Below are 14,510 nucleotides of genomic sequence, written 5' to 3' on the forward strand. Positions count from 1 at the left end.
AGGCAGAGTTGGCTTGCCCCGTCTTTCGAGGAGTTCTCATGTCATCGCTTTCCCTGTCTCCCGCGCCGGCCTTGCTCAGGCGCGGAACCCCTTCCTGGGTTGCCACGCTGGTGGCTTGCCTGTGTGCCTTCATGGTGGTCATGGATGGCGCCATCGTGAACATCGCCCTGCCTGCCATGCGCCAGGACCTGGCGCTGTCGAGCGTACAGTTGCAGTGGGTGGTGGACGTCTATTTGTTGCTGCTGGGCGGCTTCATGTTGCTCGCGGCCAGGGCCGGCGATCTCTATGGCCGGCGGGCCGTTCTGTTGTGGGGGTTGGCGTTGTTCAGCGCTGCCAGCCTGGCTGCGGGCCTGGCCAATAGCGCCCCGATGCTGCTGGCGGCCCGTGCCGTGCAAGGCTTCGCGGCGGCGGCCCTGGCCACCTCGCCACTGGCGGTGATCATGGCCGGGCATCCCCAAGGCGCTGGGCGGGAACGGGCGATTGGCCTCTGGGCGGCTTGTGCGGCCATGGGCTCGGCGTTCGGCGTGGTGGCCGGTGGTGTGTTGACCAGTTTGTGGGGCTGGCGCTGGGTGATGTTCGTCAATGTACCGGCGGGGGTGCTGCTGATGGCCATTGTCTGGGTTTTTCTCAACCCGCGTAATGCCGACAGTCGTGGGCAGGCCCTCGATGTACCCGGCGCGGTGTCCCTTACCCTGGCGCTGGGAGCGTTGATCTTCGCCCTGGCCCAGGCGACCCACGATGGTTGGAGTGAACCGTCGGTACAACTGGCCCTGGTGGTGGCGGGGGTGGCATTGCCGGTGTTCATCATGGTGCAACGCCGGGCCCGGGAGCCGCTGGTACGGCTGGAGGTCCTGCGCCTGCGCAACGTACCCATCGGCATGCTGATGATCGGTGGGCTCGGCGCGGTACTGACCTGTTCCACCTACTTCCTGTCCCAGGCACTGCAGCGGATCGTCGGGTTCGATGCCTGGGATACTAGCCTGGCGATGTTGCCCCTGGCCTTGACCCTGGCGGTGGCCGCGATGCTGTCCCGGCGTTTGCGGGAGGCGGGGTTCAAGCGGTTGCCGCTGGTGGGCGGGTTGACCTCGGCAGCTGGCCTGGCTTGGCTCCATGGGTTGCCGGCGCAGCCGTCGATGCTGGTAGACCTGTTGTTGCCGACCTCGCTCGTGGGGATAGGATGTGGTCTTACCCTGATGAGTGCGACCCAGGCCGTGTTGTCGGGCATACCGCAGAAGGATTCAGGCTTGGCAGCCGGCCTGCAAAATACCGCACGGCAGTTGGGTGGGGCCATTGGCCTGGCGTCGCTGGTGGCCCTGGCCCATGGGGTCGGATTGCGCAGCGCCGGGGGAGCCGTGCTGTCGCAGGCCGCGGAACTGGCTGGCTACCAGGCCGCATTCCTGGCAACGGCGCTGATCAGTACGGCCTCGGCCTTGCTGTCCCTGTTGCTCGGGCATGAAGAGGGCTGAGCGCCGCCAGCGGATCGCAGGCAATAAAAAACGCCGCGTATCGTGGAATACGCGGCGTTCTTTCTACAACGCTAGAACCTTAGGCTTGCACCACCGGGATCTTGGCGTTGGCGGCCGCTTCGCGGAACTCGGCGATCTGGTCGAAGCTCAGGTAGCGGTAGACGTCGGCAGCCATGCTGTCGATGTCCTTGGCGTACTGCATGTACTCTTCGACGGTCGGCAGCTTGCCGATGATCGAAGCGACCGCGGCCAGCTCGGCCGAGGCCAGGTACACGTTGGTGGCATCGCCCAGGCGGTTCGGGAAGTTACGGGTCGAGGTGGAGACCACGGTCGAACCGGTCTGCACACGTGCCTGGTTACCCATGCACAACGAGCAGCCTGGCATTTCCATGCGCGCACCGGCCTTGCCGTAGATGCCGTAGTAGCCTTCCTCGGTCAGCTGGTGGGCGTCCATCTTGGTTGGCGGGGCCAGCCACAGGCGGGTCGGGATACCACCCTTGACCTTGTCCAGGAGCTTGCCGGCAGCGCGGAAGTGACCGATGTTGGTCATGCACGAACCGATGAACACTTCGTCGATCTTGTCACCGGCAACGGTGGACAGCAGGCGGGCATCGTCCGGGTCGTTCGGCGCGCAGAGCACAGGCTCCTTGACGTCGGCCAGGTCGATCTCGATGACCGCGGCGTACTCGGCGTCGGCGTCGGCAGCCAGCAGCTCTGGCTTGGCCAGCCAGGCTTCCATCGCCTGGGCGCGGCGCTCCATGGTACGGGCATCGCCGTAGCCTTCGCTGATCATCCAGCGCAGCAGGGTGATGTTCGACTTCAGGTATTCGGCGATCGCATCTTCCGGCAGCTTGATGGTGCAACCGGCGGCGGAACGCTCGGCCGAGGCGTCGGACAGTTCGAAGGCTTGCTCGACGGTCAGGTCGTTGAGGCCCTCGATCTCCAGGATGCGGCCGGAGAAGATGTTCTTCTTGCCTTTCTTCTCGACGGTCAGCAGGCCCTGCTGGATCGCGTAGTAAGGAATGGCATGGACCAGGTCACGCAGGGTGATGCCGGGTTGCAGCTTGCCCTTGAAACGCACCAGTACCGACTCCGGCATGTCCAGCGGCATGACGCCGGTGGCGGCGGCGAAGGCCACCAGGCCGGAACCGGCCGGGAACGAGATGCCGATCGGGAAGCGGGTGTGAGAGTCGCCGCCGGTGCCGACGGTGTCAGGCAGCAGCATGCGGTTCAGCCAGCTGTGGATGATGCCGTCGCCAGGACGCAGGGACACGCCGCCCCGGGTGCGGATGAAGTCGGGCAGGGTGTGGTGGGTGGTGACGTCGATCGGCTTCGGATAGGCCGCGGTGTGGCAGAACGACTGCATCACCAGATCGGCGGAGAAGCCCAGGCACGCCAGGTCTTTCAGTTCGTCGCGGGTCATCGGGCCAGTGGTGTCCTGGGAACCGACGGTGGTCATCTTCGGTTCGCAGTAGGCACCCGGGCGCACGCCCTGGCCTTCCGGCAGGCCGCAGGCACGGCCGACCATTTTCTGCGCCAGGGTGAAGCCCTTGCCCGAATCGGCAGGCTGCTCTGGCTTCTTGAACAGGTCCGAAGCACCCAGGCCCAGTTCGGCACGGGCCTTCTCGGTCAGGCCACGGCCGACGATCAGCGGGATACGGCCGCCGGCGCGGACTTCGTCCAGCAGGACTTCGGTTTTCAGCTCGAAGCTGGTGACCAGCTCGTCGCTGCCATGACGGCGCACTTCACCCTTGAACGGGTAGACGTCGATGACGTCGCCCATGGCCAGGTTGGTGCAGTCGAATTCGATCGGCAGGGCGCCGGCGTCTTCCATGGTGTTGTAGAAGATCGGGGCGATCTTGGTGCCGAAGCAGAAGCCACCGGCGCGCTTGTTCGGCACGTAAGGGATGTCGTCGCCGAAGAACCACAGCACCGAGTTGGTGGCCGATTTACGCGAGGAACCGGTACCGACCACGTCACCGACGTAGGCGACCGGGAAGCCCTTGGCCTTGACCGCTTCGATCTGCGCCAGTGGGCCGACCGAACCTGGTTGCGAAGGCTCGATGCCATCGCGAGCCATCTTCAGCATGGCCAGGGCGTGCAGCGGGATATCAGGGCGCGACCAGGCGTCCGGGGCGGGGGACAGGTCGTCGGTGTTGGTTTCGCCAGGCACCTTGAACACGGTCAGGGTGTACTTGTCGGCGATGGCGGGACGGGCGGTGAACCATTCGCCGGCGGCCCAGGAGTCCAGCACGGCCTTGGCGTGGGGATTACCGGCCTTGGCTTTTTCAGCTACGTCGTGGAAGGCATCGAACATCAGCAGGGTGTGCTTGAGCTGTTCGGCGGCGACGGCGCCCAGTTCGGCGTCATCCAGCAGCGCGACCAGCGTTTCGATGTTGTAGCCGCCCTGCATGGTGCCCAGCAGTTCGGTGGCGTGCTTGCGGTCGATCAATGGCGATTTGGCTTCGCCCTTGGCGACGGCGGAGAGGAAAGCGGCCTTGACATAGGCTGCTTCGTCGACTCCTGGCGGAACGCGGTTGGTGATCAGGTCTACGAGGAAGGCTTCTTCGCCGGCCGGCGGGTTTTTCAGCAGCTCGACCAGGCCTGCAGTTTGTTCGGCGTTTAACGGCTGGGGAACGATACCCAGTGCTGCACGCTCTTCGATATGTTTGCGGTAGGCTTCAAGCACAGTTATTACCCTCATCAGTGGTCCCAAATGGGTGTCCGGGACGCTCATCCCGAAATTGCCGTACTCATGCGCTGCGTGGCGTTGTGCGCCACTTAGCCAGAATTACCGTCAATTCCTTACAGAAGCTGCTTTCAAAGTTTTACGCCTGCAGAACGGGAGCTGGATGAGGGTTGGCTCCGGGTTTTTCCCCGCTGGAAAAACCCTTCGCCAACACCGCTCTGAAGGAACGACTGTGCTCGTGACGCTTTGAAAACAGCTTCAAACGGACATTGGCGCCTAAAAAGGCTGGATGATTCTACGGCAAAAAAAATCTAAACGTAAGTTGGCGTATTGAAGTTTGAGGGGTGATCAATGTTAGACAAAGGGCTAACATGCCGGCCTGTTTTGCTTTCCCGCGTGACTTTCATCTATGCCTAACCAGACCATCAAGACCCCCTGCGTCGGCCTCTGCTCCACTGTCTACGGCGACCTGGTGTGTCGTGGCTGCAAGCGCTTCCACCACGAGGTGGTCAACTGGAACGGCTACAACGAGGATCAGAAGCGCGCAGTCTGGCTACGCCTGGAACAGCTGCTGGTGCAGGTGATGACGGCCAAGCTGGAAGTCTTCGATCCGGTGCGCCTGCGGACCCAGCTGGAGCAGCGCAAGATCCGTTTCGTGCCCCACCAGTCGGAGTACTGCTGGGCCTACCAGTTGATCGCCCGGGGCGCGCGGGTGATCAACCAGCTGGATGCCTATGGGATGGTGTTGCTGCCGGAGTTTCGCGACTGGGGCTTGCCGGAGTTGCGCGACGCCATCGATCGCGAGTTCTTCCTGCTCTCCGAGGCCCATTACCAGCGCTATATCGCCCCGGGTTTTCTCAAGGACGCGCTGGGCTCCTGAGTGAGCTGCCTGGCGGGGCGGCTTGCCTCGCCACGACTCGCTGCCTCAGGCCTTGGCGGCCAGTTCTTCGAGGTGGCTCATGATCTGCGCCGGCTTGAGCACCAGTACATCGCTGTCCAGGGCATCGAGGACCACCTCGGCGGTATTGCCGATCAGCGCCCCCGAGAGGCCGGTGCGGGCCACGGTACCGATGATGGTCAGCGCCGCTTCCAGCTTGTGGGCCATGTGGGGAATCAGTACGTCGGCCGGGCCTTCTTCTATATGCAGGTGTCCGTCGTCGATATCGAATTCGCTCTGGAATGCCTTGCACGCTTCTCGGTAGCGCTTCTCGATGGTCTCCTTGAGCTGGAATACCGGATCGGCCGCCGACAACATCGGCGACGGATGGGCGCTGATCACGTGCAACTGGGCCTTGGCCAGGCTGGCGATGTCGAAGCCATGGTCGACGATGCTGGCATGCAGGGCACGGTGCTCGCCATCCAGGTTGCCGACGTCGATGGCCGCCATGACCACGCCGCCGGTCCAGGGCGTGGCGGTCTTGACCAGCAGGACCGGGGTAGGGCAGTGGCGCAGCAGTTTCCAGTCGGCGGGTGTCAGCAAGGCCTTTTTCAACGGGCTGTCCGGCAGGTGCTGCTTGATCACCAGGCCACAACCTTCGGCCTGCTGCACGTCGATGATGGTTTCATGCAGGCTCTCGTTCCAGGCCTGCTCGGTGGTGACGCTGTAGCCTTCGCCGGTCAGGCTGCTCTTGAGCACCCTGAGCAAGGCCGAATGCTCATGCTTCTTGTCGCAGACCAGCAGGTGCAGGTGAGCCTGGGTGACCCCGGCGATCAGCTTGGCGCGCTTGAGGGCCAGGCTTTCGCCAGGCGTGGGATCGATGACCACCAGGATACTGCGGATGCTTTGCATGATCGTGAACTCCGGCAGAGAGTGAATGGGAACTGCTCATCACTATAGTTGCTGGCACTTAGGCCGGACGTTGATGCATATCAAGCGCGGTCGCTGGTGGTCTGCGGCGCGGCCGGTATAATCGCGCCTTTGGCTGCAAAGCCTTGCTGTCCCGCGAGCCTCGTATTTACCCTTCACCCCTAGCGCCGCCCGTCACCTGCGGGCCGCAGCGGATTGCCCGGATACCCGTCGATGAACTTCCCGCCGATTGCCGAATTCCTCGGCTGCCAGACTCCCGATGCCTGGGTCCAGGCCGCCCTGGCCGACCAGGAAACCCTGCTGATCGACCACAAGAACTGTGAGTTCAAGGCCGCCAGCACGGCCCTGAGCCTGATCGCCAAGTACCACTCGCACATCGACCTGATCAACATGATGTCGCGCCTGGCTCGTGAAGAGCTGGTGCACCACGAACAGGTCCTGCGCCTGATGAAGAAGCGCAAGGTCGAGCTGCGCCAGCTCTCCGCTGGCCGCTATGCCTCGGGCCTGCGTAAGGTGGTGCGCAACCACGAGCCGGTGAAGCTGGTGGATACCCTGGTGGTGGGGGCTTTCATCGAGGCGCGCAGTTGCGAGCGTTTCGAGGCCCTGGTGCCGCACCTGGACGAGGAACTGGGCAAGTTCTACTTCGGCTTGCTCAAGAGCGAAGCCCGGCACTACCAGGGTTACCTGAAGCTGGCCTACCAGTACGGCGATGCCGAGGATATCGCCCGGGTGATCGACAAAGTGCGGGCCGCCGAGCAGGAGCTGATCGAATCCCCCGACCAGGAGTTCCGCTTCCATAGCGGCGTTCCGGCCTGGTGAACCAGGCTCCTGCGGCTGCGCCCGGGGCAAATTGTTAAAAACTCTTAAAAAGATGAAATCTTGCATAAACCCGTGCCGGTTCCAGGTTTTGTGCTTCTCGTTAGCCTTTCGTTAATCCTCTGCCGCTTATAATGCGCACACTCAAATCGTGTGTTCGCAGACTGGTATTTATGGAAAACCTGGGTCTTGGCAAAGTATTGCTGGTGGAAGATGACGAAAAGCTCGCCGGGCTGATCGCCAACTTCCTGTCCCAGCATGGCTTTGAAGTGTTGACGGTCCATCGGGGCGATGTGGCCCTGTCGGCGTTTCTTGAATTCAAACCGAAACTGGTGGTACTCGACCTGATGTTACCGGGCCAGAGTGGCCTGCACGTGTGCCGGGAAATCCGTGCGGTATCGGACACCCCGATCGTGATCCTCACCGCCAAGGAGGACGACCTTGACCATATCCTCGGCCTGGAATCCGGCGCCGATGACTACGTGATCAAGCCGATCAAGCCGGCGGTGCTGCTGGCGCGCCTGCGGGCCCTGCAGCGACGCCAGGTGCCCGAGCCCGCAGCCCAGCGTGGGGCCCTGGAGTTCGGTGTGTTGAACATCGATCGCAGCAGCCGCGAGGTGCGCCTGGCCGGCGAGCCGGTCGAATTGACCACCATGGAGTTCGAACTGTTGTGGTTGTTGGCCAGCGCCGCGGGCAAGACCCTGTCGCGGGACGATATTCTCAACCGCATGCGCGGTATCGAGTTCGACGGCCTCAACCGCAGCGTCGATGTCTACATCAGCAAGCTGCGCCACAAACTCAAGGACAACCCCCGTGAACCGGCCTGCATCAAGACCGTGTGGGGCAAGGGCTACCTGTTCAACCCATTCGCCTGGGAGATCTGAATGCTGCGGCTGTTTCTGGGGCTCTACCTGTTCCTGGTCCTGGGTTTCGCCGGGTCGATGGCAGCAGTGCAACACATTTTCCTCAACTACCTGGCGGCCGACCTGATCGAGTCCTACAACCGCGAGGCGGTCCGGGGGCAGGCCTACAGTCTGGGTGAACAGCTAAGACCGCTGGACGAATCCGGGCGCCTGCGCCAGCTGGAAGAGCTCAAGCCCCACTATGGGCTGTTGCTGGCGCTGGTAGATGCCGATCAATTGAGCCTGACTCCTCGCGAGCAGGCCCTGCTGGACTCCAGCCAATTGGTGGTGCGCGGCGATGAGTACGACGAGTTCATCTCCAGTATCGACGGCGGTCCGCAGCTATTGAGCATCAAGCTGCCGGAAGAGCAACCTTTGACCTTGCTCTACAGCATCGCCGCCTATGCCTTGCTCGGTGCTCTGCTAGGCATCGTCCTGTACTTCTGGGTGCGGCCGCACTGGCGTGACCTGGAGAGCCTGCGCCTGGCCGCCGAGCGTTTCGGCAGCAACGACCTGGGCACTCGCCTGCACTTGTCGCGGCGTTCCAACATCCGTGACCTGGCCCAGCACTTCAACCGCATGGCCGCACGCATCGAAGGCCTGATCGCCAATCAGCGCGAGTTGACCAATGCCGTGTCCCACGAGTTGCGCACGCCCATTGCCCGGCTGTCGTTCGAGCTGGACCAGCTCAAGCAGAACCCGGACCCGCAGGAAAGCCAGGAGCTGATCTGCGACATGTATGCCGACCTGGGCGAGCTGGAGGAAATGGTTTCCGAGCTCTTGAGCTACGCCAGCCTGGAACATGGCGCAGCCTCGATCAACCGCGAGAACATCCAGGCCCAGAGCTGGCTCGACAGCGTGATCGGCAGCGTTGCCCTGGAGGCCGAGGCGGCGGGCGTGCGGTTGCTGATTCGCTCCTGCCAGGTGGAGTACATCAGCATCGAGCCGCGCTTCATGGCCCGGGCCGTGATCAACCTGCTGCGCAACGCTATCCGCTACGCCGAGCGGCGTGTGGAGGTATCCCTGGTACGCCTGGAAAACGGTTACGAAGTGCGGGTCAACGATGACGGCCCGGGTGTGCCGGTAGAGGGACGGGAAAAGATCTTCGAGCCATTCTCCAGGCTCGATGCCAGCCGCGACCGGCGCACCGGCGGCTTCGGCCTGGGCCTGGCCCTGGTGCGCAGGGTTTCGCAATGGCATGGCGGCAAGGTCGAAGTGATGGACTCGGAGTGGGGCGGTGCCTCGTTCCGCATGACCTGGGCCAGCACGGATTGACACTGCGCCAGGGCAGAGCACAAAAATGACCAAGCCCCTCGCGGAGCCTGGTCTCAACACCCTACGGCCCGTGATCACGGGCCGTATTTTTTACGGCCTTAGAAGCTGTATTCGATCTGCGAAGACAGCACGGTCTGCAGGCGCCGGTCGACGATCGGGCTGTCGGCGGCCTTCTTGCCCAGGTAATCCATGGACAGCTGGGTGGACAGCTTGGTCTGCTGGTTGAGCGGCAAGGTCCAGGTCAGGTCGGCACCGCTGCTGATCAGGCCGCCCTTGGCGTTGTAGGCACTGAAGCGGCTGTTGGCCGCCTGGGTGCCGCTGACGCCGTACCAGGTCTGCATGTAGTCGGCGTTGCCGAACAGGGTGTTGACACTGGCGTCGAGGCTGCCGTAGCTGCCTTCATACAACTGGGTGCCGATGCTCAGCTCCAGCTGGCTGTAGGCCCGGCCGGTATCGCGGTTATTGTTTTTCTTCACGGCGTGGGTCACGGTGGCGCCCAGCTCGAACGGGCCCAGGTCGTAGCCCAGGTGCGCGCCGTACTGGGCGCGGGTCTTGATGTCGCCCATTCCCTTCAGGCGCTTGGAGCCCTGGCCCATGTGGTTCTTGTCGCGGCGCGACTCGCTTGGGCCGACCCAGGTGCTGAACGACAGGTCGCCCCACTTGTTGCCCCAGCCCAGGCCCTGCTCGGTGTTGAGGAAGATGCCGTAGGGGCTGACGATCTCGGCGCCGAAGATCGGCATCACGGTGCGCTGGTCGCTGCCGCTGTAGCGTGGAACGCTGGCCACCCCGGCGTTGACGCCGAATTTCCAATCCTCGGCATGGGCGACGACAGAAGCCGTGGTCAGGCCCAGGGTGCCGAGCCAGAGCGCGGTGGTGGAGCGTTTCAGGATTTTCATAGCGATTTAAAACCTCAGGTAGTGGGAGTTGTAGGAGCGCTTGAACGAGTAGCCCAGCACGTTGATACCGTTGATCTGGCGTCGCACGGTGTCGCCCAGGCCGGGACCGTGGCCGGCGATCACCGCATGCGCGTTATCCACCGGCGCCAGGATGTAGTCAGTCAGGATGCGGCCTTGCTGCAGGCTGCGGATCATCAGGAAGCCCTCTTCCAGGGCGATGCTGATTTCGCTCACGGGAGTGTTTTGCTCGCTGTCGCCAAGGGCTTCGTAGGTACCCACCGTGGCCAGCCAGTTGTCGGGCAGCGGTACCGGGTCGATGCGCTCGCCCACCGCCAGCAACTGGCCGTGGCTCTTGGCGGCGAACACCCGGTGTCCCTGGATGCTGATGACGTCCAGTTGCACCCGGCCCAGGTCGCCCAGGTCCTGGAGCCAGAGGCCAAGGATTTTTTTCTGGGCGCGCAGCCAGCCATCTTCGTCGCGCAGCAGTTCGAAGCGGGTGCCGGCCACCTCGCCGAACAACCGTTGGCCCTGGTCCCTGATCCGCAGCACCCCATAGGCCGTGGCATAGAAACCGGCCAGTTGCTGGCGGTCGGCGGCCTCGGGCACCCGGCGCCTTACGGCCGGTTCCAGGTGTGGCTGGCCAGTGCTCGCCTGTTGTTCCTCGGGAGCGCCATGGGCCTGCAGCAGCATGCGCAGGGCCTGGGTCACCAGGTCCGGAACCAGCGCCTCGCCAGTGTCGGAGTTGCTCATCACGATCACCGCCAGCTGTTGTTCCGCCAGCACGCTGACCTGGGCATGGAAGCTGTTGCCGATGGCACTGTGCTGCCAGGTACGAATGCCGGGGCGCACCCACTCATCGCCGCATGGCGAGAGGAACCAGCCCAGGCCCACTTCACAGTCGAAATCCAGGGCATTGCCGATGTTCTGCGGGCGGGTCATCTCCTGCACCGAGTTGGCCGACAACAGTTGGCGCTGCTTGTAGCGGCCCTGGGCGAACAGCATCCGGACGAACTGGCTCAGGTCCCGTGGGCTGGTCCACAGGCCGCTGGCGGGAATGTCGCGCTCCGGGCCATGCGCACTGGCGGCGCCGTCCTGGTAACCCAGGGCGCGATAGGGCTCCTGGCGGCTGTCACCGATGAAACTCGACTGGCGCATGCCCAGGGGGCGCAGCAGGCTGCTTTGCAGGTGCTGCTCGAAGTCCTGGCCGGTGCTGCGTTCGATGGCCGCGCCCAGCAAGGCGTAGCCCAGATTTGAATAGGCGGTCCGGGTACCGGGGGCATTGTTCAACCACACGCCGCTGACCTTTTGCGGTAGCTGGCCCAGGACATGGGGCGTACGCAGGTCATGCAGGTATTCGGCGGGCATGCCGGCCTGGTGGCTGAGCAAGCGGCGCAAGGTCACCGCCCGGTCGGCGGCGTCCTGGTCGTCATGGAAGCGCGAACGGACGTAGAACTCCTTGAGCGTCGCCTGCAGGGGCGCATCCAGTTGCAAGCGGCCTTGCTCCACCAGTTGCATCACCGCCGTGGCCGTCAGCAACTGCGACAGGGCTCCGGCACGAAATGCGGTGTTCTCGGTCACTTGCAGGCCCCGCTCCTTGTCGGCGAAACCAAAGCCCCGGGTCCAGATCAGCTCCTGGCCGTCTACCAGGGCGATGGACAAGCCGGGCACCTGGTGCTCGGCCATCTGCTGCGGGATGTACTGCTTCAGGTAGCGAATGATGCTGGCGTAGTCGCCCCGGGTGATGGTGGGCGGCGCCGGCGGCTGGCCATTGCAGCCCAGGCTGCTCAGCAGGATGCCCAACAGCGGCAGGCCAAAGAGTTTGGCGGACATGAAACACCCGGGCACAAGGATTGAATGCCGGAAATGCTAGGGAAGGGCGTGCGGCCAGTCTTTGGCAGCTTTGTCAGGAAAATGTCAAAGAGTGTTAAGCCGCCTGCCAGCAAAGCTCGGAGCGCTCTGGATTGGGCTGTTCAGGCAGAGGCAAAGCTGGGCGCAAGCGAGGTTCTGCGGGTAATGCGGCCGCGCCTCGACCCGAGGCGCGGCCAGGAGGGTTACAACGCCAGGCTGTGGATCACCTGGGTGGCGTCGTCGGGGTCGATGGCGCTACGCATGCCCAGGAGCTTGGCCAGGCGGCGCATGCTGTAGTTGGTGGCCGAGTCCACCGAGTACATCTGCTGGTAGCCGTTGTGGCGGGCCTCGTCGATCAGGTGCTGCATCAGCAGGGCGCCGAGGCCCTTGCCTTGCCATTGATCGGCGACGGTCACGGCGAATTCGCAGCGCCAGGGCTGGTCGTCCACCTGGGCATAACGGCTGATACCGACTTCCCGCAGCTCGCCGTTGTCATGCACCAGGGCCACGTAGGCCACCCGTTGCGCGGTGCCGACATCCATCAACTGGTCGAGCAGTTGACCACCCACCTCCTTGACTTCGCCGAGAAAGCGCTGGTGCCGGGTGATGGGCGAAAGGTTTTCGATGAAGGCTTTTTCCCGCTGGCGATCCTGCGGGCGCAGTGGGCGGATCAACACATGGCTGCCGTCGCTCAAGGCGTCGATCCAGTACTGGCCTTGCTGCGCCGGGAACGGCGGGTGAGGGAGCATATCGAGAGCGCTGCTGGACATGGTCAAGTCTCCGTGGAGCCAAAGGGCGGGCTGCAACCACAGCCCTGGTTGCCCAAAGCTTCATCCTTGTGACGGGGCGATTGCTTGACCGGCATCAATGTCTTTGCTTGTGCTGCCGGCCAGGGCGATCACCGGTCACGAGGCTGTGGGCTCCGGTTATCGGGCATCAGTGTCGCGATCAGCGCCCGCACGCTGCCGGGCAGGGCCTCCAGTTCGCGGACGATGACGCTGCGTTCGCGCACGGCCCAGCTTTCATCCAGCTTCACCGTCACTAACTGCATGGTGCGACTGTGCCGCAAGGCCGCGGACTCGGGAATGATTCCGATGCCGACCCCGGCTTCCACCATGCGGCAGATCGCCTCGAAGCTCGACATCTGGATGCGCAGCGACAGTTGCTTGCCCAGGCGTTCCACATGCTCGCGCAGGAAGGTCAAGAGGGTGCTGCCTTCATGCAGGCCGATGTGCTGGTAGGCCAGGGTCTGTTCCAGGGTCACCGAGGCCTGCCCCGACAGTGGGTGGTCCACGGGCACCATCAACACCAGGTGGTCGGTGCTGAAGTGCAGGACCTGCAGGCCGCTGGCTTCCACCGGGCCGGCGATGATGCCCATGTCGCTGGTGCCGTCCAGCACGCCGCGAACGATGTCCCGGGACAGGCGCTCCTGCAGGTCCACTGTGACTCCAGGGTGTACCGAGAGAAATTTCGCCAGCACTTCCGGCAGGAATTCGGTGACCGCCGTGGTGTTGGCGAAGATGCGGATGTGCCCGGAAGAATCGCCGCCGTACTGGGTGAATTCGCTTTTCAGGTAATCCACCTGGCGCATGATCAGCCGCGCGTGCTGCAGCAGCCGTTCGCCGGCGGGTGTGGCTTCCACGCCGCGGCTGTCGCGGTACAGCAGGCGGGTGTCGAGCTGGCCTTCCAAGGCCTTGATTCGTGCGCTGGCGGCCGCTGGCGAGAGGAAGGCGCGACGCGCGCCCTGGGTCAGGCTCGGGGATTCGGCAATATGGATAAACAGGCGCAGGTCCGCCAGATCGAAATGCATGTCCGGGCTCCTGAAGGCAGGGATAGGGATGAATAGCGTTCAGCATAAACGAACGCCGGTTTATAGAAATGCAAATTCTCCATACGCGCCAGCCCCTTGCATGATGGTCGCCATCACCTTCGTGCCACAGGACCTTGCCACCATGAGTGCCACCGACCCCAGCGCCTGGATCGGCCGCAGCCAGCGGATCGACGACCACCTCAGCCATCACCTGCTGGCCCGCATCGCCGCCACGTTCGGCCAGCCCGTCCCGGCTCCGGGCGAAGCCCTGCCGCCGTTGTGGCACTGGTGTTTCTTCCAGCAGCCGCAGCCGGCCTCGACCCTGGGCGACGACGGGCATCCGGCGCGGGGCGGTTTCCTGCCGCCGGCGAACAACCGCAACCGCATGTGGGCCGGTGGCCGCCTGGCGTTTCATCAGCCGCTGCGGGTCGGCGCCGAGGCCAGCTGCACCAGCACCATTCTCCAGGTCGAGGAAAAGGCCGGGCGCACCGGCAAGCTGCTGTTCGTCACCCTGTGCCACGAATACTTTCAGGACGGCCAACTGGCGTTGCGTGAAGAACAGGACATCGTCTACCGCGAACCGACTCCGCCCAAAATGAGCAGTGGCGAGCCGCTGCCCGAAGGCAACTGGCGCGAGCCGGTAGAGCCCACGCCGACCCTGCTGTTTCGCTACAGCGCAGTGACCTTCAACGGCCATCGCATCCACTACGACTATCCCTACGTCACCGCCACCGAGGGCTACCCGGGGCTGGTGGTGCATGGCCCACTGATCGCCACCCTGAGCCTGGGGGCCTTCTGCCGGGCCCACCCCGAGGCGCGCCTGCACCATTTCGCCTACCGCGGCCTGCGGCCCTTGATGGTCCCGCAGCCTTTCGAGGTCGGCGGGCGCATCAGCGCCCCTGGACACGCCGAGCTGTGGGCTGGCGATGGCTCCGGGCTGGCCCAGCGCGGCGAAGTGCAGTTCGACTGAATCTCAACAATAAGCAAAGGCGGAGTGCCGA

At 63.9% G+C, this 14,510-nt stretch carries 12 protein-coding genes; 6 read left to right on the forward strand and 6 right to left on the reverse strand.

All coding sequences use genetic code 11. The features are described 5' to 3' along the window. The first annotated feature begins 38 nt into the window (after positions 1–38). On the forward strand, positions 39–1,466 hold the full coding sequence (locus ACK6AU_RS08270; RefSeq protein ID WP_409298743.1) for an MFS transporter: 1,428 nt from the start codon (positions 39–41) through the stop codon (positions 1,464–1,466). 79 nt (positions 1,467–1,545) lie between these two features. Here the strand turns inward: ACK6AU_RS08270 and acnB are convergent, their stop codons facing one another. After that, complete coding sequence (gene acnB / locus ACK6AU_RS08275) at positions 1,546–4,155, reverse strand: bifunctional aconitate hydratase 2/2-methylisocitrate dehydratase (protein WP_185699467.1); 2,610 nt, start codon at positions 4,153–4,155, stop codon at positions 1,546–1,548. 409 nt (positions 4,156–4,564) lie between these two features. Between acnB and ACK6AU_RS08280 the strand changes: the two genes are divergently transcribed. Then, positions 4,565–5,035 carry a DUF1289 domain-containing protein gene (locus tag ACK6AU_RS08280; protein WP_185699301.1) on the forward strand — a complete coding sequence of 157 codons (471 nt, stop codon included), beginning with the start codon at positions 4,565–4,567 and terminating at the stop codon, positions 5,033–5,035. A 45-nt stretch (positions 5,036–5,080) separates the two neighbouring features. Here the strand turns inward: ACK6AU_RS08280 and ACK6AU_RS08285 are convergent, their stop codons facing one another. Further along, a complete protein-coding gene (locus ACK6AU_RS08285; RefSeq protein ID WP_185699300.1) occupies positions 5,081–5,944 on the reverse strand; it encodes a universal stress protein in 864 nt (287 codons plus the stop codon). 231 nt (positions 5,945–6,175) lie between these two features. Here ACK6AU_RS08285 and ACK6AU_RS08290 point away from each other — a divergent pair, with 231 nt between their 5' ends. From ACK6AU_RS08290 to ACK6AU_RS08300, 3 genes are all read left to right on the forward strand, one after another. Beyond that, on the forward strand, positions 6,176–6,781 hold the full coding sequence (locus ACK6AU_RS08290) for a tRNA-(ms[2]io[6]A)-hydroxylase (protein ID WP_185699299.1): 606 nt from the start codon (positions 6,176–6,178) through the stop codon (positions 6,779–6,781). A 170-nt stretch (positions 6,782–6,951) separates the two neighbouring features. Then, positions 6,952–7,662, forward strand: a complete 711-nt coding sequence (locus ACK6AU_RS08295; RefSeq protein ID WP_185699298.1) for a winged helix-turn-helix domain-containing protein — start codon at positions 6,952–6,954, stop codon at positions 7,660–7,662. A gap of 57 nt (positions 7,663–7,719) precedes the next feature. Continuing rightward, positions 7,720–8,955, forward strand: coding sequence for an ATP-binding protein (locus ACK6AU_RS08300; RefSeq protein ID WP_409298815.1), 1,236 nt, complete (start codon positions 7,720–7,722; stop codon positions 8,953–8,955). Between the two features lie 98 nt (positions 8,956–9,053). Here ACK6AU_RS08300 and ACK6AU_RS08305 read toward each other — a convergent pair whose 3' ends face one another. The 4 genes from ACK6AU_RS08305 to ACK6AU_RS08320 form a co-directional block, all read right to left on the reverse strand. Then, positions 9,054–9,851: a MipA/OmpV family protein gene (locus ACK6AU_RS08305; RefSeq protein WP_185699296.1), complete on the reverse strand. Its 798-nt coding sequence runs from the start codon at positions 9,849–9,851 to the stop codon at positions 9,054–9,056. 6 nt (positions 9,852–9,857) lie between these two features. After that, positions 9,858–11,681, reverse strand: coding sequence for a serine hydrolase domain-containing protein (locus tag ACK6AU_RS08310; RefSeq protein ID WP_409298747.1), 1,824 nt, complete (start codon positions 11,679–11,681; stop codon positions 9,858–9,860). Positions 11,682–11,902: 221 nt separating this feature from the next. Continuing rightward, entirely contained in the window at positions 11,903–12,469 is a 567-nt protein-coding gene (locus ACK6AU_RS08315; protein WP_185699294.1) for a GNAT family N-acetyltransferase, read from the reverse strand. 128 nt (positions 12,470–12,597) lie between these two features. Further along, positions 12,598–13,509 (reverse strand): LysR family transcriptional regulator, encoded by a 912-nt coding sequence (locus ACK6AU_RS08320; RefSeq protein ID WP_185699293.1) that lies wholly within the window; start codon positions 13,507–13,509, stop codon positions 12,598–12,600. Between the two features lie 142 nt (positions 13,510–13,651). Here ACK6AU_RS08320 and ACK6AU_RS08325 point away from each other — a divergent pair, with 142 nt between their 5' ends. Further along, positions 13,652–14,479, forward strand: a complete 828-nt coding sequence (locus ACK6AU_RS08325; protein WP_185699292.1) for a MaoC family dehydratase N-terminal domain-containing protein — start codon at positions 13,652–13,654, stop codon at positions 14,477–14,479. Positions 14,480–14,510: the final 31 nt, after the last annotated feature.

Source organism: Pseudomonas sp. KCJK8993 (genome assembly GCF_046230915.1).
GTDB classification, from domain to species: domain Bacteria; phylum Pseudomonadota; class Gammaproteobacteria; order Pseudomonadales; family Pseudomonadaceae; genus Aquipseudomonas; species Aquipseudomonas piscis.